The following is a 17,274-nucleotide window of genomic DNA, read 5'->3' as shown; positions in this document are numbered from 1 at the left end:
GATCCGGAAGAGAAGGTTCGAGCTCCCGAACTGGGCGACCCAGCACGGCACCCGGCACCCACGCGGAGTCACAGCCACGATAAAGGCAGAAGTGTTGCGGGCCTGCGTAATTGCGAAGAGCGACCGGCCTCGACGGCCCTTTGGGTGGGGCTGCAGTCGGACGCATCGCAAGATCGCCGAGGCCAACCCACGCAACCCAGAGTTGCACGCTTGGTAACCGAGTTCCGTGCTAGCGGGCGGCGAGCCGAAGTTCTTCGGATCGTCGCTCGCTTTATCTTTCCTGGCCGCCTGCCGAAGGCCTGACCGACGCGCTTGCGACGGGGTTCCGGCAACCTACTGCGCCAGCGATTCGGCGATCGACAGCGCTTCGGAAGCGCCGGTCCGCGTGGCCCGGCAGCACAGCATCAGCCAGGCCGTCATCCCGTCGGGAGTGCCCGCGGCGAAGCCCAGCGCGGCCTCCCGGTAGTCGGCGGCGCGACGCATCCACATCACCTCCGGCACCCCCAACCCGTGCGGGTCGAGACCGGTGGCGATGGTAACCAGCCGGGACACCGCCCGGGCCACGACGCCATCGGCGCTGCCGAACGGGGCCAGGGTCAGCAGCTCGCCGTGGGCGACCGCGGCAATCACCGGAGCCGGCGCATCAGTGCCGCCGGTCACCAGGTCGGCGAGCAGCTCGAGGCGCGGCCCGACCTCGGGGTCGGTCCGCGGCCGGCCCAACCGATCCTCCTCGACCAGGTCCGCGGCGGCGAGCACATGCAGCCGCGCCAACGCCTGCAGCGGCGCCCGCTGCCACACGCCAACGAGGTTGGTCTCGCCGCCTTCCAGTGCTTGCGCGACTCGTAACGCGCCGGCGAAGACGGGGTCGCTGGCCGCGTCAAGCTGCTCGACCTTCCGGGCACCGTCGAGCACAGCCGAGGCCCGTGCTGCGCGCAGCGCCGCCTCCGCGGCGGTCACCGGCCACCTTCGCAAGTTGATCCGATGCCGATGCGCTCGCCCGAGTGCGTCGCGCGCCTGCTCCGCTGCGGCGGCGACGCCGGGCAGCTCCATCAGCGGAGCCAAGACGTCTGGAGCCATCACGAGCTGTCACGATATGCCGGTATCGCCGCCAGCAGCTCACGGGTGTACTCATGCCGCGGCCGAGTGAACATCTCCTCGGTGGGCGCATGCTCGACGACCCGGCCGTCGCGCATCACCATCACCTCGTCGGCGATCTGGCGGATCACTGCCAGGTCGTGGCTGATGAACAGATAGGTCAACCCGAGCGCGTCCTGCAGCTCGGCAAGCAGATCCAGAATCTGCGCCTGCACCACGACGTCGAGGGCAGAGACCGGTTCGTCGCAGACAAGCACCTCGGGCCGCAGCGCCAGCGCCCGCGCGATCGCGACGCGCTGACGTTGGCCTCCGGACAGCTCCCGCGGCCGCCTGCCCAGCACCGATGAGGGCAACGCCACCTGCTCGGCCAGCTCGCGCACCGCCTGCGCGCGCTGACGACGGTCGCCGACTCGATGAATTCGCAACGGTTCCTCGATGGCGCGAAACACCGAGTACATGGGATCCAAACTGCTGTAAGGGTTCTGGAATACCGGCTGCACCCGCCGCCGAAAGGCGAACGCGGCGTCGCGGTCCAGCGCTGCGATGTTCTGGCTCTCGAAAACGACTGTGCCCGAAGTAGGTTGCAGCAGCCCCAGCACCATCCGCGCCAGCGTGGATTTTCCCGAACCGGATTCACCTGCGATCGCCAGCGTGGTCCCGCGCCGCAGTCGAAACGACACGTCGTCGACGGCACGCTGCTCCACCTTCCGCCATGGCGCACCGCGCGACGTCCGGTAGACCTTGGTCAGCCCGCTGGCAACAACCACGTCGTCGCCGGGGCTCCTGGTCTGCTTGACGGGTTGATGCAGCGACGGCGCCGCAGCCACCAGCTGTTGGGTGTATGGCTGCTGCGGGTCTTGCAGAATCGACTGGGCCACACCCGTTTCCACCACGACGCCGTCGTGCATGACGACGAGGTACTCGGCACGCTCGGCGGCCAGCGCCAGATCGTGGGTGATCAGCAGCAGCGCGGTTCCCAGTTCACCGGTCAGGCGCTGCAAGTGGTCGAGCACCCTCCGCTGCACCGTCACGTCGAGCGCCGAGGTTGGTTCGTCGGCGATCAGCAGCCGGGGCCGGCCCGCCAGCCCGATCGCGATCAAGGCGCGCTGGCACATCCCCCCGGACAGCTGATGCGGATACCGTCTGGCCTGCGTCACCGGATCCGGCATACCGGCATCGGTGAGCAGTTGCAGGGATCCCTGGCGCACCTCGTCGATATTGTTCGCGCGCAACGCCTCCCGGATCTGAAAGCCGACCTTCCACACCGGGTTGAGGTTGCTCATCGGATCCTGCGGCACGTAACCGATGCCGACGCCCCGGATATCCCGCAGCCGGCGCTCGCCGGCCCGAGTGATGTCGACGCCGTCGAATTCGATGCGACCGGCGGTGACGCGTCCGCCCGGCGGCAGCAGTCCCAGAACCGCGGCGGCGGTAGTGGACTTGCCCGAACCGGATTCGCCGACGAGGGCTACCGTCTGACCGTGGCCGACCGTCAGATCCACTCGCCGCACCGCCGGAGCGTCGTCGCCGAACCTGACTTCCAGGCCCGTGATGCTCAGCAGCGGCGACGTGGTCGTCATGCGCGCCTCGCCCGCGACGCCGGGTCCAGGGCGTCACGCAAGACGTCCCCCATCATCATGAAGGCCAGCACCGTGATCGCCAGAGCGCCCGCAGGATAGAACAGAATCGGCGAGCCGGCGCGCAGCCGGATCTGGTCCACGTTGATATCGCCTCCCCACGACACCACCGACGGCGGCAGCCCAACGCCGAGGTAGGACAACGTCGCCTCGGTGACGATGAACACTCCGAGAGAGATCGTGGCGACGGCGATGACCGGCCCCATCGCGTTGGGGAGCGCGTGCCGCACCAGGGTCCCAAACCTGCTCAGCCCCAGTGCTTTAGCCGCCAGCACATAATCGCTGTCGCGCACCGAGAGCACCGCGCCGCGAGCGATGCGCGCCACCTGCGGCCAGCCGAACAAAGCCAGGATCGCGATCACCGTCCACACCGTTCGGTGATGCATGACCTGCATGAGCACGATGGCCGCCAACAACAACGGTATTCCGAAGAAAACGTCGGCGACGCGCGAGACCAGCGCGTCGAGCCAACCGCCGTAGAAACCGGCCAGCGCGCCCAGCGCGCCGCCCACGACGAACACGGCGAGTGTCGCGCCCACGCCGACCGTGATGGAGGCCCGGGCGCCGTATACCGTGCGCGCGTAGATGTCGTGGCCCTGCAGGTCGGTGCCGAACCAGTGCGTCGCCGACGGTGACAGCAGGCTCTGGTTCGGATCGGCATACCCGGGATCGGCTCCGGTGAAGAGCGCCGGAAACGCCGCGACGATAACGACAAAGAGGATCAGCGTCCCGGCGACGATGAACTTCGGGCGCCGGCGCAGTCCACGCCACAGCTCAGCCATAACGAATCCGTGGGTCCAGCGCGGCATACAACAGATCCACGAGCAGGTTGGTCGCCAGGTAGACGACAACCAATACCGTGACGATCGACACCACTGTCGGGGCCTCCTGGCGGGTGACGGCTTGATAGAGCACGCCGCCGACGCCGTGGATGTTGAAGATTCCCTCGGTCACGATCGCCCCGCCCATCAGCGCGCCGAGGTCCGCGCCGAGGAAGGTCACCACCGGGATCAGCGAGTTGCGCAGAATGTGCACCGTCACCACCCGTGGCCGCGACAACCCCTTCGCGGTCGCCGTGCGCACGTAGTCGGCATGGGCGTTGGCGGCCACCGCAGAACGGGTCAACCGCACCACGTAGGCGAACGACACCGAGCCCAGCACAATGCCGGGCAAAAGCAGCCGCTGCAACGTCGCTTGGTCGCCGACGGTGACCGAGGCGACGCCCAGCCGTACCCCGAAGACGAATTGCGCCAAGAAGCCCAGCACGAAAATCGGAATCGCGATGATGACCAGGCTGGCGATCAGCACACCGGCATCGAAGATCCCGCCCTGGCGCAGACCGGCGACAACCCCGAAGCCCACGCCGAGGATGGCCTCCACCGCCAGCGCGATCAACGCCAGCCTGATGGTCACCGGAAAAGCCTGGGCCAGAACGACACTGACCGGCAGTCCGGAGTAGGCGCGACCGAGATCGCCGTGCAGGATGCCGCCCAGGTAATGCAGGTACTGCAGCACGAACGGATCGTCGAGGTGATATTGAGCACGCAGTTGCGCGGCGACCGCGGGGCTCAGCGGCCGGTCCCCGCCCAACGCGGCGATCGGGTCGCCGGGCAACAGGAAGACCATGCCGTAGATCAGCAGCGTGGCGCCGAGGAAAACCGGAACCATGACCGCGACGCGTCGTGCGATGTACCAACCCATCTCAAGCCTTGACGATGTGCTCGTAGTCGGGCAGCCCGTTCCAGGTGAGGGTGACCCCGCTGACTGCCGGTGATCGCCCCGCCACGCTGATGGTGTACCACAGTGGCACGACGGGCATGTCCGCCAACAGAATTCGCTGCGCCGCGTTGGCCTGTGCAAAGGACTGCGGCAAGCTCGGTGCGCTCTCGGCTGCGGCGATCGCGGCGTCGAAATCCGGGTTGGAATAGCCGACGTCGTTGGCGCCCGCCCCGGTGCCGAATAGCGGCTCCAAGAATTCCAGCAGTGAGGGGAAGTCGCCTTGCCAGCCGGCGCGGAACGCGGTTGTGATGGTGCGGTTGGTGATTTGGGTGCGGAACCCGGCGAAGGTGGGCTGCGGCGCACCGACCGCATCGATGGCCAGCACGTTCTTGATGCTGTTGGCCACGGCATCCACCCACTCCTGATGCCCGCCGTCGCCGTTGTAGGCGATGGCGTATTGGCCCGTCCATTTCGAGATGGCGTCGGCCTGCGCCCATAGCCGCCGCGCTCGGTCCGGATCGAAGTTCAGCGCGTCGTTGCCGGCGATGTCGGGGTCATACCCGGGCAGCGAACTGGCGGTGAAATCGCGCGCCGGCGCACGGGCTCCGGAAAAGATCTGCTTGCAGATCTGCGGGCGGTTGATGGCCGCCGATAGCGCGAGCCGGCGCAGCCGGCCTTCTTCGCCGCCGAAATGCGGCAGCCGCAGCGGTGTGTCCAGCGTCTGGTTGACCGCCGCGGGCGCGGTGACGGCACGATCGCCGAGGTCTTTGCGAAAGATCGGCAGCACGCTGGGCGGAATGGTGTCCAGCACATCGAGATTGCTCGACAGCAGGTCGGCATAGGCGGTGTCGAGGTTGGCGTAGAACACGAACCGCAGTCCCTTGTTCTGCGGCATCCGGTTGCCGTGGTAGCGCGGGTTGGGTACCAGATCCAGCTTGACGTTGTGCTGCCAGGCTGGGTTACGCGGATCGTCGGTGAGACGATACGGGCCGTTGCCGATCGGGTGCTGCCCGAACGCCGTCATGTCCTTGTACGCGGCATCTGGCAGCGGATAAAACGGCGAAAACCCAAGTCGCAGTTTGAAATCGATGGTCGGCGCCTTGAGGCGCACGCTGAATTCGCGGTCGTTGACCACCCGCAACCCGGACATCGCGGTCGCCGCAGGTTTTGGCGCGGCCACCTCGTCGAACCCGACGATGGGGCTGAAGAAGCTTTGCTGCAGTTGCGCGTTGGTGGCCAATGCGCCGTAATTCCAGGCGTTTACGAACGAGTGCGCCGTCACCGGCGTGCCGTCGCTGAACGTCCACCCCGGCTTGAGGATGATCCGGTAGTTGACGTTGTCGGTGGTCTCGATGGACTGGGCGACCTCGGGTTCGGGTTTGCCCTTGGCGTCGTAGGACATCAGGCCGGCGAACAGCCGGTCGATGACACGGCCCCCATTGGTGTCGTTGGTGTTCGTCGGGATCAACGGGTTCTGCGGCTCACTGGCGTTGACGATGACCACGTCGGTGCGGACATTGCCGCCCCAGCAGCCGGCCAGCAGACCAGCCAGGAGCACGGCAACTGCCGACGCGATGCGCAGCCGACGCAAACCAGCCTCCTCGTTCGTGATCACTACAATTCCGTCGTGACCGTCACCGAACTCGCCGAGGGTAGCGTCGCCGAGCACGTTGGTTTTCTGATCGGGATGATCGGCATCCCTCTTTTGGGAGTGATCCTATTGATCGTCGGTCTTCAGCAGCGTGCACGACGTCGCCGGCTACCGCCGTTTACCAACGCGCCCATGCCGTATCCGTATGGCTATCCCTACCCTTACCAGCCGGGCCCTCCCCAGCCGCCGACGCACCGACCGTATTACCCGACCGGCTATCCGGCGCCGCCCCGACCTGGGTCGTCGGGCACAGCGCTGATCGTCGTGGGGTCGATCCTGCTGGGATTCGGCGTGCTGGGGATCCTTGGCGGCGTGGTCGATGCGGCCTCACGAGCCGGCCGCTCGGCTGGTTCCGCAAATGTCGGTCAATGCATCAGTGCATTCAGTACTCGGGATCCCAGTCTGACTCCGAAACCGCAGGACTGCGACAAGCCTGACTCGACATTGGAGGTCGCCAGCAAGGGGGGTAGCTCCGCGAAGTGCCCGGACGGCAAGCGTGAGGGCTCCGACTACTCGTTTCTTTTCGACGGGACCACCACCTTCTGCCTGATGGTCAACCTCAAGCAGGGTCAGTGCTACTCGATGTCCGGCGGGGCGACGGACCCGACGTTTGTCGCGACGGCCTGCGATGGCTCGAACCCGCGGATCAGGGTCGTCAAACGTGTCGATGGTAGCTCGGATGCCGCGTTGTGTCTGGCCGGAACCAAAGCGGTCTCCTATCCGACTCCGGCCCGGCTGTACTGCCTGCAGCGATTCGAAAACTGACCCAACTGACTACGCTCGCAAACGTGACCGAAACGCATGCCGAGGCGATGAAGTCTTATCCGCCGCCGGAGGAGTTCGCCGAGCACGCCAACGCGACTGCCGAGTTGTACCGCGAGGCCGAGCAGCACCGGCTGGCGTTCTGGGGCAAGCAGGCTGACCGGCTGTCCTGGGCGACGCCATTCGAGCAGGTGCTGGACTGGTCGGCTGCACCGTTCGCCAGATGGTTTGTCGGCGGCACGCTCAACGTCGCCTACAACTGCGTGGACCGCCATGTCGAAGCCGGCCACGGCGACCGAGTCGCCATCCACTGGGAGGGCGAGCCGGTCGATGACGGTCGCAGTCTCACCTACTCCGACTTGCAAGCCGAGGTGTGCAAGGCCGCCAACGCCTTGACCGACCTCGGTCTGGTCGCCGGTGACCGGGTCGCCATCTACCTGCCGATGATCCCGGAGGCCATTGTCGCGATGTTGGCCTGCGCGCGGCTGGGCCTCATGCACAGCGTCGTGTTCGCCGGCTTCACCGCCAAGGCGCTGGCCGCGAGGATCGACGACGCTGAGGCCAAACTGCTGATCACCGCAGACGGGCAGTTCCGGCGCGGCAAGCCGGCACCGCTCAAGGAGGCGGCCGACGAAGCGGTCGCTGACACGGAGACCATCGAGCACGTCGTGGTGGTGCGTCGCACCGGGATCGACGTGCCGTGGACGGACGGCCGCGACCTATGGTGGCACGACGTCGTCGACCCCGCGCCGGCCGAACACAGCCCGGAGGCGTTCGACGCCGAGCATCCGCTGTTCCTGCTGTACACCTCGGGCACCACCGGTAAGCCCAAGGGCATCATGCACACCAGCGGCGGCTATCTCACCCAGACTTCCTACACCCACCACGCCATCTTCGACACCAAGCCGGAGAGAGACGTGTTCTGGTGCACCGCCGACATCGGCTGGGTCACCGGGCACACCTACAGCGTCTACGGCCCGTTGTCCAACGGCGTCACGCAGATCATCTACGAGGGCACACCCGACGCACCCAGCCAGCATCGGCACTTCGAGATCATCGAAAAGTACGGCGCGACAATCTATTACGCAGCGCCAACGCTGATCCGCACGTTCATGAAGTGGGGCCGTGAGATCCCGGACGCCCATGACCTGTCCAGCCTGCGGCTGCTCGGGTCCGTCGGCGAGCCGATCAACCCGGAGGCCTGGCGGTGGTATCGCAACGTGGTCGGCGCCGGCAGCACCCCGGTGGTGGACACCTGGTGGCAGACCGAGACCGGCGCCGCGATGATCTCCCCGCTGCCCGGGATCGCCGCGGCCAAGCCGGGTTCGGCGATGCGGCCGCTGCCGGGCATCTCGGCCAAAATCGTCGACGACGACGGCAACCAACTCTCACCCCCGTCGACCGACGAGGGTGAGCACGCCACCGGATACCTGATCATCGACCAGCCCTGGCCGGGCATGCTGCGCGGCATCTGGGGCGACCCGGACCGCTACCGGGAAACGTACTGGTCCAAGTTCGCCGACCAGGGCTGGTATTTCGCGGGCGACAGCGCCCGCTACGACCCCGACGGCGACATCTGGGTGGTGGGCCGCATCGACGACGTGATGAACGTGTCCGGGCATCGCATCTCCACCGCCGAGGTGGAGTCGGCACTGGTCGGCCACTCGGGGGTGGCCGAGGCCGCGGTGGTCGGTGCCACCGATGAGGACACCGGTCAGGCGATCTGCGCGTTCGTCGTTCTGGATGCTGATCAACCCGAGACCGTGGGCGAAGAGATCATCGACGAGCTGCGCGGCCAAGTGGCCAAAGAGATCTCGCCGATCGCCCGGCCGCGCGAACTGCATGTGGTGCCCGAACTGCCGAAGACCCGCAGCGGCAAGATCATGCGCCGGCTGCTGCGCGACATCGCCGAGAATCGGGAACTCGGGGACACCTCGACGCTGCTCGACCCAGGCGTGTTCGACGCGATCCGCGCCGCTAAGTAACTAAGTAGCCGATGCCCCGCCCGCGACCGGGACGAACCCGGCGCCGGGCCGGTTCTTTGCGGCGAGGTCGGCCAGCACGGCGTTGATCGAGACGACGACGGCCGGGGTGTGCAGCGGGACGTATTTGATAATGCAGCCCGGCAGAAGCTCGCTGAAGGCGCCGTGGATCATCCCGACCAGCTGGTTGTTGGCGGTGACCGGCCCGCCCGAGTCGCCGGGCTGCCCGCAGAGCTGGGCGACGATGGTGCCCGGGTCTTGGCCAGGACCGAACGTGACGCCGCAGGAATCACCGGTGGTGCGGCCGTCCTTGCAGACGACTTGGCCGGCGGCCGGATCGGGTCCGATGCCGTTGATCGCGAAGCCGCCGAAGTTGGATACCGGGGCTACCTTGTCCGGCTCGAACTGGATGACCGCGTAGTCGAGGTTGTCATTGCCGGCCACCATGGTCCCCACCGGTCCGCGGTTCTGCGCGGCCTCGGCGGCGACGGACGCGCCCGGACCCCCGCAGTGCGCGGAGGTGAACCCGATGAGTTGGCCCTTGTTGTCGTTGCCGATGGCGGTCAGGGTGCAAAAGGTGTCCCCGTTGACGACGATGCCCGCGCCGCCGCCGAGGGGAACCTTGTCGTCGGCTCCCGCGGGCACATCATGCGCGCCGAGCAGCCCGAGCGATGTCACCGCCACCAACGCCGCCGCGACCCGAAACAGCCGGCGGTGCGCGGTCTGCACAGCGATACTCCCGTCGACAGGCCAGGACGCGAACCCGAATGGGCCGGCGTCAGTCTAGCGTGGTCCCTACCCCACCAGTGTTCACCCTCCGACGGCGTTTGGCGTGTCCGGTTGGCCTCGTCCACCACCGGACCACATGGCAACATGAACCGCGACGACAGCGAACCGGGAGGACGCCTGTGAGCAAGCCAGGTCGAAAGAACGCGGGTGACGGGGTGCCCCGCACGCTGACCACGATTCCGTTGACCGACCCGCACGCCACAGCCGTCGAACCGTCGATCGGTGAGCTGGTCAAGGACGCCACGGCGCAGATGTCGACGCTGGTGCGCGCCGAGGTGGAACTGGCCCGCGCCGAGATCACCCGCGATGTCAAGAAAGGCCTTACCGGCAGCGTCTACTTCATCTCGGCGCTGGTCGTGCTGTTCTACTCGACCTTCTTTTTCTTCTTCTTCGTCGCCGAACTGCTCGATACCTGGCTGTGGCGCTGGGTGGCGTTCCTGATCGTGTTCGGGATCATGGTGGTGGTCACCGCGGTGCTGGCGCTGTTCGGCTATTTGAAGGTGCGGCGCATTCGCGGACCACGGCAGACCATCGAATCGGTGAAGGAGACCCGCACCGCTTTCACCCCCGGTCACGACAAGTCCGGCCAGCAGGCACTCAATGCCGGCGGGACACCCGCCGACCCCTCGGGTTGGTAGATGGCACCACCAGATCCGTCGGTGACCCGCATTGGCGGGCCATGGCGGCATCTGGACGTCCACGCCAACGGCATCCGGTTTCAAGTCGTCGAGGCGGCGCCCGCCGGGCAGGATGCGGCCACACCTCTGACGGCGCGCCCGCTGGTGATCATGCTGCACGGCTTCGCCTCGTTCTGGTGGTCCTGGCGTCACCAGCTACGCGGGCTGCGCGGCGCTCGCCTGGTCGCGGTGGATTTGCGCGGTTACGGCGGCAGCGACAAGCCTCCGCGCGGCTATGACGGGTGGACGCTCGCCGGTGACACCGCGGGACTGATCCGGGCGCTGGGTCATACCTCGGCAACCCTGGTCGGCCATGCCGACGGGGGCCTGGTCTGCTGGGCCACCTCGGTGCTGCACCCCCGGCTGGTGCGCGCCATCGCCGTGATCAGCTCGCCCCACCCGGCCGCGTTGCGCAGATCGGCACTGACCCAGCGCGATCAGCGCCGTGCGCTGTTGCCGTCGCTACTGCGTTACCAGATACCGCTGTGGCCGGAGCGCTCGTTGACTCGGCATGATGCCAGGGAGATCGAGCGCCTGCTCCGTAGTCGCGCGAGCGCCAAATGGGTCGCGTCCGAGGACTTTTCCGAGACCGTCCATCATTTGCGGCAAGCGATCCGAATTCCGTCGGCCGCGCACTCCGCACTGGAATATCAGCGTTGGGCGGTGCGGAGCCAGTTACGTGACGAGGGTCGGCGGTTCATGAGGTCGATGAGCCGACCGCTCGGCATCCCCATGCTGCACATCCGAGGTGAGGCCGATCCGTACGTGCTCGCGGATCCGGTTGACCGCACCCAACGCTATGCACCGCACGGTCGTTACGTATCAATCTCCGGCGCAGGACATTTCAGTCACGAAGAGGCGCCGGAGGAAGTCAACAGCTACCTGATGCGGTTCCTGGAACGGGTCTACCGGTCACCGGTCAGCTGACACACGACCCGGTGTTCACCGGCGCGGTGTCACCGATCGCCGCAAGCTGACCGGCCACTTCCTTGGCGGTCAGGACGAAGCCGGTGTCGTTGTCGTCGACCGCTGCGCCGAACACCACACCGAGCACATGGCCATCCAAGTCGATCAGCGGCCCGCCCGAATTGCCTTGTTCCACAGTGGCTCTGATGGTGTACACCTCGCGGTTGACCGTCGCGTTCCGGTAGATATCAGGACCGGACAGCTCGATGGTTTCCCGGATCCTGGCCGGCGTGGCCACGAATCCCCCGCCGCCGGGATAACCCAGCACCAGCGCGTCGGCGTCCGGTTTCGCTGGCGCGTCTGCGAAGGCCAGCGGTCCGGACGGCAAGTTGGAGACGGAGAGGATCGCGATGTCGACGGTTGGATCGTAGGACACCACAGTTGCGTTATACGGGTTGCCGTTCGCCTCCACGGTGACGCTGTTTGCGCCGGCCACGACATGCGCGTTGGTCATCACCCGATCGGGGGAAAGCACAAAGCCACTGCCCTCCAACACTTTCTGGCAATCGGGGGCGATCGCGCGGATCTTCAGCACGCTGGGTTGGGTGGCCGCCACCACAGGGTTGCTGGCCAGCGCCGCATCCGGTGCCCCCACCGCCGCAATTGGGGTGCGCCTGAACCGATCACCCAGCACCTGACGGAAACCAGAGGCATCAATCAGCGGCGACAATCGGTCGGGCACCTTCTTCAGCCACGGCGGCGCTAACTCGTTGACTTGAGCCAGTACCCGCGAACCCCGCACGGCGGCAGCTAGATTGGGCAGACTAGACAACGACGTCAACGGCGTCGCTACCAGCCACACCGCGACCAGCACCACTACCACCTGCACGACCACCCCGACCAAAGAGTCGAAGAACCGGAGTGTACGGCTGTGGATCGCCCCGCGCACCGCGCGACCCAGCACCACACCCGCGACCTCACCGACGACGACCAGCACTAGGACCAAGAAAAGCCCCGCGAACGACCTGGCAGGATCAGAATTGATGCGGCCGAAGAGGTGCGGGGCCAGCAGCATGCCGGCAAACCCTCCCAGCAGCACACCGACGAATGACAAAAGCGAGCCGAGTGCGCCTGAGCGCCAACCCGATATCGCCGCGAGGAGAGCGACGCCAAGCACACCGATGTCGAGCCACTGAGAGGAGGTCATCATTCATCACCTTCGTCGCCGACCAAGGCCATCGCTTCGTCCAGCTCACGGATGTCGCTGCTGTCCCAGGGCTTTGCCCAACCCGCCACGTCCAGCATCGCCGAAATCACCTGACCTGTGAAACCCCAAACCAGCATCTCGTTCAACAGGAACGCCGGTCCGGCGAAGCGGCGGCTGAAGGTGCGGCGGTACACCATCAGCCTGTTCTCCGGATTGATGAACGCCCGCACCGGAACCCGGGCCACGACCGCCGTCTCGGCCGCGTCGACGACGGCCACCGGCCCCGGGTCGGGTGAATACGCCAGCACCGGCACAACGTGAAAACCCGACGGCGCGATGAACGTTCGCTCCAGCGTGGCCAGTGGATGCAGCCTGTTGGGATCGATGCCGGTCTCTTCGCGCGCCTCTCGCAGCGCGGTGGCCACCGGGCCGTCGTCATCCGGATCGGTTGCGCCGCCAGGAAAGGCCGCCTGCCCTGCATGGTGGCGCAATGTGGAGGCCCGCACTGTCAGCAGCAGGTCGGCGTCGTCCGGGGGACCGCCGTCGGGCTGGTCAGACGGCGGTCCGGAGAACAGCACCAGCACGGCCGCGTCGCGGCGGTCTTTGCGCAACTTGGCCGTCGCGTGGGCGGCGGTGACCATGGCCAGCACGTCGGCCGGCAGCCGGCGCCGGGCGGCCGCCGGCACGTGATCGGCGTTGTCGACCAGCGGACGCAGCCAGGGCGGGCCGAGCTCGGGCGTCAGCGGAATCGCAGCGCTCACCCGAGCCTCCCTGGTCTCACTCCCGACCTCCGACCGCAGCCTCGATCTCGTCGGCGGTGGCGAAGGCTCGCGGCAGGGTCTGCGCAACGCTACCGTCCGAGGCCAACACCACCGTCGCGGGCATCACATTAGGTACCCGCAACGCCGCCGCGACTTTCCGCCGACCGTCCTGCAGCGTCGGCAGCCGGACATCCAGTTGCGCCAGCCGCAGCAGGGCGGCCGTCTCGTTCTCGTCCTGGTGCACGGTCACCACGGTCACAGCCGAGCCGACGCGCCGCTGATACTCGGCCATCGCGGGTAATTCGGCCTTGCAGGGTTGGCACCAGTACGCCCACAGGTTGAGCACCACGCGGCGCCCGGCCAGCGCGCGGGCGACGTCGACCGTCGAGCCGTCGGCTGCGCATTCGACCGTGATACCGCGCAACACCGGCGGACCTGCACTGTCACCGGGGGGCGGACACGGCGGCAGGTTGGCACGATGCCGCGGACCGGCCAACGCCGCGGGAGTGTCGGCGTCGCGGTGTTCGCGGCTGGGGCCGCTCGTCGGTGGTGGGGAGGACAGGTGGTATGTGTCGCGCATTTCAACCAGCAACGCGCCGAGCAGGGCCACGATCGCAGCCAAGATCGCGACGGTCCAGCCGGTCCGAGCGCTCATCGCCAGTGGCCTACAAGCCCGCCAATGCAAGCAGGTGCTGGGTCTCCGGGCCCTGCACCAGCGCCGCGGCGATCTCCGGTTCGGTGGGCCCGGTCCCGAACGAGGGACAGTCCTTGGCCAGCACGCACACCCCGCAGGCCGGTTTGCGAGCGTGGCATACCCGGCGCCCGTGGAAGATCACCCGGTGGCTGAGCAGTGTCCACTCGTCGCGTTCGATGAGTTCGCCGACGGCGTGCTCGATCTTCACCGGGTCATCCTCGGCCGTCCATCGCCACCGCCGGACCAGCCGCTTGAAATGGGTGTCAACGGTGATGCCCGGAACTCCGAATGCGTTTCCGAGGATGACGTTGGCGGTCTTGCGTCCGATTCCGGGCAGCGTCACCAACTCTTCCATGCTGGCGGGCACCTCGCCGTCGAACCGCTCGACCAAGGCTTGCCCCAGCCCGATCAACGCATTCGCCTTGTTGCGATAGAAACCGGTGGGGCGGATGAGGTTTTCTAATTCTTCGCGGTTCGCTTGCGCATAGTCCCGCGCGGTCCGATACCGGGCGAACAGCGCCGGGGTGGTGAGGTTCACCCGCTTGTCGGTGCTCTGCGCCGACAAGATCGTGGCCACCGTCAGCTCAAGTGGGTTCCTGAAATCTAACTCGCAATATACGTGTGGAAAGGCTTGTGCCAGTGCACGATTCATTCGGCGTGCCCGTCGCACCAAGCCCAGCCGAGTTTCCGAAGTCCAACGACGGTCGGCCGCGGCTGAAGTTGCGGTGGGCGCCTGGGCAGCGGCGCGAGAGGGTTTGCCCATAATCACCTTCGACAGAGTACTAATTCGTAATCCCGCTGAGACCTTAGCCGTGTTTACTGGCTCCCTGTGTCGTGGTTGCTCGTGGCATTCATCCCGGGGTTGCTGATGCTGGCGACTTTCGGGCTCAGCCGGCTGGAAGCGAGTTTGGCCAATGACACGCTTACCGCCAGGGACGTCACCGAATTTCTCGATCAGGCCGAGCCGGTCGATATGAGAACGCTGGCCCGCGAGGGCCTGCCCGAGGCCTTGGAATGCCTGCACCGCCGCCGCACCGAAGAGGTTGCCGACGAGGCCGCTCATAGCGCCCACCGGCTGGAACCTCCGGTCGATCCGTTCTTGACGGCCGCCATTATTTCCGCCGCCGAACAAGCTGACTGGGCCACGCCGCGGCCGAGGCATTCGAGGGAGAATCGCCAATTTGGGGCGCCTCGGCATGCCAATCGTGTGTAGCGTTGGCACGTTGAGTCATTCACACAGCTAAGGGGCAACGTGGACGAGATCCTGGCAAGGGCCGGAATCTTCCAGGGGGTTGAACCCAGCGCCGTCGCCGCGCTGACCAAGCAATTGCAGCCCGTCGACTTTCCTCGTGGACACACCGTTTTCGCCGAAGGCGAGCCGGGCGATCGGCTGTACATCATCATTGCCGGCAAGGTGAAGATCGGCCGCCGTTCTCCGGATGGCCGCGAGAACCTCCTGACGATCATGGGCCCGTCAGACATGTTCGGCGAGCTGTCGATCTTCGACCCCGGCCCGCGAACCTCCAGCGCCACCACCATCACCGAGGTGCGCGCGGTGTCGATGGACCGTGACGCGCTGCGCGCCTGGATCGCCGACCGCCCTGAGATCGCCGAGCAGCTGCTGCGCGTGCTGGCGCGTCGGTTGCGGCGCACCAACAACAACCTCGCCGACCTCATCTTCACCGACGTGCCCGGCCGCGTCGCCAAGCAGTTGCTGCAGCTCGCCCAGCGTTTCGGCACTCAGGAAGGCGGCGCGATGCGCGTCACCCACGACCTGACGCAGGAAGAGATCGCCCAGCTGGTCGGCGCGTCGAGAGAGACGGTGAACAAGGCGCTCGCCGATTTCGCCCATCGCGGCTGGATTCGCCTGGAGGGCAAGAGCGTGCTGATCTCCGACTCGGAGCGGCTGGCCCGCCGCGCCCGCTAGCGCCGAGATTGCAGTCAGGGTCGTGATCGCGGCGCGTTCACAGCCCTACGCGCAATGTCAACGACGCAAATAGTCCAGCTGGGCCTGCACGGACCACTCGGCGACGTCCCACAGCTCCTCGTCGACGTCGACATAGACGTATTCGACGACCTGACGCACGGTGGCGTCGTCTCCCAGTTCGCGCAGCGCCGAGCGCACCTGCTCCAGCCGCTGCTCGCGATGCGCCAAATATCCCGACGCGACAGCTTCCAGATTTCCCAAGTCCGGCCCGTGACCGGGTAGCACCCTCTTATCGCCCAGACCACGCAGCCGGCGCAGCGATTCCAGGTATGCGCTCAGGCTGCCGTCTTCGGTGTCGATGACCGTGGTCCCCCGCCCTAATACGGTGTCCGCGGTTAATACCGCATCGTCGAGGACGAACGACAGCGAGTCGGCGGTGTGCCCCGGCGTCGCCAGCACCGTGATCGTCAGCCCGGCAACATCGATCACCTCACCGTCGGTCAAATGACCGCCGAGGCCCCGCAAAAACCCGCTGCCCGCCGACCGCACCGTCGCCCCGGTGAGGTCGACCAGCTTGTCGATGCCGTCGGTATGGTCGCCGTGCCGATGGCTGATCAGCACCAGGGCGATGCGGCCCAGACCCGCGACGCGGGCGATGTGCTCGTCGTCGTCCGGGCCGGGATCGACGATCACCACCTCGTCGCTGCGAGGCCCGCGCAGCACCCAGGTGTTGGTGCCCTCCAGCGTCATCAGGCCCGGATTGTCGGCCAGCAACACCGACGCGGTGTCGGTGACCGGCCGCAACTGGCCGTAGGCGGGATGCGTCAGCAACTCTGTCGTTACCCGACCTCGACGATCAACTCGACTTCCACCGGCGCGTCCAACGGCAACTCGGAGACGCCGACCGCCGAGCGGGCATGCGCACCAGAGTCTCCGAACACCTCGGCAAGTAGATCCGATGCGCCGTTGACCACGCCCGGCTGGCCGTTGAATCCGGTTGCAGAGGCGACGAATCCGGTCACCTTGACCACCTGCGTGACGGCGTCGAGGCCCACCAGCGAATCCACCGCGGCCAACGCGTTGAGTGCGCAGATCCGTGCGAATGCCTTGGCCTCCTCAGGGGTGACGTCCCCCCCGACCTTGCCCGTGCCGGCAAGCTTGCCGGCCTGCATCGGCAACTGGCCCGACGTGTACACCAGGCTGCCGCTGCGCACCGCCGGAACATAGGAAGCCAGCGGCTTGGCCACCTCCGGGAGTGCGATGCCCAGCTTTTCGAGCCGGGCAGACACGCTCATTTCGGGCGTTTCAGATACGCGACATGCTGCTCGCCGGTGGGCCCGGGCAGCACCGAAACCAGCTCCCAGCCGTCGGCGCCCCACTGGTCGAGGATCTGCTTGGTGGCATGTGTCAACAGTGGGACCGTGACGTACTCCCATGCGGTCGGTTGGGTCATGAGCCGAGCTTATC

General features: G+C 66.8%; 19 protein-coding genes. 6 read left to right on the top strand and 13 right to left on the bottom strand.

The genetic code is table 11. The features are described 5' to 3' along the window. Window positions 1-333: 333 nt before the first annotated feature. From AWC06_RS22105 to AWC06_RS22085, 5 genes are read right to left on the bottom strand one after another with little or no spacing between them, the layout of a single operon-like run. A complete protein-coding gene (locus tag AWC06_RS22105; RefSeq protein WP_085200158.1) occupies window positions 334-1,077 on the bottom strand; it encodes an oxidoreductase in 744 nt (247 codons plus the stop codon). Further along, window positions 1,077-2,675 carry a dipeptide ABC transporter ATP-binding protein gene (locus tag AWC06_RS22100; protein ID WP_085200157.1) on the bottom strand — a complete coding sequence of 533 codons (1,599 nt, stop codon included), beginning with the start codon at window positions 2,673-2,675 and terminating at the stop codon, window positions 1,077-1,079. Before AWC06_RS22100 ends, AWC06_RS22105 begins: the two co-directional genes overlap by 1 nt. Continuing rightward, window positions 2,672-3,541, bottom strand: a complete 870-nt coding sequence (locus AWC06_RS22095; protein ID WP_211282012.1) for an ABC transporter permease — start codon at window positions 3,539-3,541, stop codon at window positions 2,672-2,674. Before AWC06_RS22095 ends, AWC06_RS22100 begins: the two co-directional genes overlap by 4 nt. Then, window positions 3,507-4,433: an ABC transporter permease gene (locus AWC06_RS22090; protein ID WP_085200155.1), complete on the bottom strand. Its 927-nt coding sequence runs from the start codon at window positions 4,431-4,433 to the stop codon at window positions 3,507-3,509. Before AWC06_RS22090 ends, AWC06_RS22095 begins: the two co-directional genes overlap by 35 nt. 1 nt (window position 4,434) lies before the next feature. Beyond that, window positions 4,435-6,033: a peptide ABC transporter substrate-binding protein gene (locus AWC06_RS22085; RefSeq protein ID WP_372458199.1), complete on the bottom strand. Its 1,599-nt coding sequence runs from the start codon at window positions 6,031-6,033 to the stop codon at window positions 4,435-4,437. A 45-nt stretch (window positions 6,034-6,078) separates the two neighbouring features. On the opposite strand from AWC06_RS22085, the gene AWC06_RS22080 reads away from it, so the two are divergent. Both AWC06_RS22080 and acs read left to right on the top strand, forming a co-directional pair. Next, window positions 6,079-6,867 carry an LppU/SCO3897 family protein gene (locus AWC06_RS22080; RefSeq protein ID WP_085200154.1) on the top strand — a complete coding sequence of 263 codons (789 nt, stop codon included), beginning with the start codon at window positions 6,079-6,081 and terminating at the stop codon, window positions 6,865-6,867. 23 nt (window positions 6,868-6,890) lie between these two features. Then, window positions 6,891-8,849, top strand: a complete 1,959-nt coding sequence (acs, locus tag AWC06_RS22075) for an acetate--CoA ligase (RefSeq protein ID WP_085200153.1) — start codon at window positions 6,891-6,893, stop codon at window positions 8,847-8,849. Here the strand turns inward: acs and AWC06_RS22070 are convergent, their stop codons facing one another. Further along, a complete protein-coding gene (locus tag AWC06_RS22070; RefSeq protein ID WP_227371188.1) occupies window positions 8,850-9,533 on the bottom strand; it encodes a S1 family peptidase in 684 nt (227 codons plus the stop codon). Window positions 9,534-9,754: 221 nt separating this feature from the next. On the opposite strand from AWC06_RS22070, the gene AWC06_RS22065 reads away from it, so the two are divergent. Together AWC06_RS22065 and AWC06_RS22060 are read left to right on the top strand one after the other, a co-directional pair. Further along, on the top strand, window positions 9,755-10,273 hold the full coding sequence (locus AWC06_RS22065) for a phage holin family protein (protein WP_085200151.1): 519 nt from the start codon (window positions 9,755-9,757) through the stop codon (window positions 10,271-10,273). Further along, window positions 10,274-11,239, top strand: a complete 966-nt coding sequence (locus AWC06_RS22060; protein WP_085200150.1) for an alpha/beta fold hydrolase — start codon at window positions 10,274-10,276, stop codon at window positions 11,237-11,239. Here AWC06_RS22060 and marP read toward each other — a convergent pair. The 4 genes from marP to nth are packed head-to-tail and all read right to left on the bottom strand — an operon-like array spanning window position 11,232 to window position 14,532. Continuing rightward, window positions 11,232-12,425: an acid resistance serine protease MarP gene (marP, locus tag AWC06_RS22055; RefSeq protein ID WP_139820195.1), complete on the bottom strand. Its 1,194-nt coding sequence runs from the start codon at window positions 12,423-12,425 to the stop codon at window positions 11,232-11,234. The two genes, AWC06_RS22060 and marP, sit on opposite strands and share 8 nt — an antisense overlap. Continuing rightward, window positions 12,425-13,186: an NUDIX hydrolase gene (locus tag AWC06_RS22050; RefSeq protein WP_372458198.1), complete on the bottom strand. Its 762-nt coding sequence runs from the start codon at window positions 13,184-13,186 to the stop codon at window positions 12,425-12,427. Before AWC06_RS22050 ends, marP begins: the two co-directional genes overlap by 1 nt. Window positions 13,187-13,202: 16 nt before the next feature. Beyond that, window positions 13,203-13,841, bottom strand: a complete 639-nt coding sequence (locus tag AWC06_RS22045) for a TlpA family protein disulfide reductase (RefSeq protein WP_085200148.1) — start codon at window positions 13,839-13,841, stop codon at window positions 13,203-13,205. Window positions 13,842-13,851: 10 nt separating this feature from the next. Further along, complete coding sequence (nth, locus tag AWC06_RS22040) at window positions 13,852-14,532, bottom strand: endonuclease III (protein ID WP_227371184.1); 681 nt, start codon at window positions 14,530-14,532, stop codon at window positions 13,852-13,854. A 216-nt stretch (window positions 14,533-14,748) separates the two neighbouring features. Between nth and AWC06_RS22035 the strand changes: the two genes are divergently transcribed. Beyond that, window positions 14,749-15,093 carry a hypothetical protein gene (locus AWC06_RS22035; RefSeq protein WP_227371189.1) on the top strand — a complete coding sequence of 115 codons (345 nt, stop codon included), beginning with the start codon at window positions 14,749-14,751 and terminating at the stop codon, window positions 15,091-15,093. Window positions 15,094-15,132: 39 nt separating this feature from the next. Then, complete coding sequence (gene crp, locus AWC06_RS22030) at window positions 15,133-15,807, top strand: cAMP-activated global transcriptional regulator CRP (protein ID WP_085200145.1); 675 nt, start codon at window positions 15,133-15,135, stop codon at window positions 15,805-15,807. A 57-nt stretch (window positions 15,808-15,864) separates the two neighbouring features. Here crp and AWC06_RS22025 read toward each other — a convergent pair whose 3' ends face one another. Genes AWC06_RS22025 through sp36 form a run of 3 tightly spaced genes read right to left on the bottom strand, consistent with a single transcriptional unit; the run spans window position 15,865 to window position 17,260 of the window. Beyond that, window positions 15,865-16,638, bottom strand: a complete 774-nt coding sequence (locus tag AWC06_RS22025; RefSeq protein ID WP_139820194.1) for an MBL fold metallo-hydrolase — start codon at window positions 16,636-16,638, stop codon at window positions 15,865-15,867. Between the two features lie 8 nt (window positions 16,639-16,646). Continuing rightward, complete coding sequence (locus AWC06_RS22020; protein WP_085200144.1) at window positions 16,647-17,102, bottom strand: RidA family protein; 456 nt, start codon at window positions 17,100-17,102, stop codon at window positions 16,647-16,649. Further along, the gene (sp36, locus tag AWC06_RS23155; RefSeq protein ID WP_139797953.1) at window positions 17,099-17,260 is read right to left on the bottom strand and encodes a Sp36 family protein; all 162 of its coding nucleotides are present in this window, start codon (window positions 17,258-17,260) and stop codon (window positions 17,099-17,101) included. The genes AWC06_RS22020 and sp36 overlap by 4 nt, the downstream gene beginning before the upstream one ends. Between the last annotated feature and the right edge of the window lie 14 nt (window positions 17,261-17,274).

Source organism: Mycobacterium fragae (assembly GCF_002102185.1).
Lineage (GTDB): Bacteria > Actinomycetota > Actinomycetes > Mycobacteriales > Mycobacteriaceae > Mycobacterium > Mycobacterium fragae.
The sequence above is the reverse complement of the archived record's forward strand: the minus strand, read 5'-3'. Positions and strand labels throughout refer to the sequence as shown.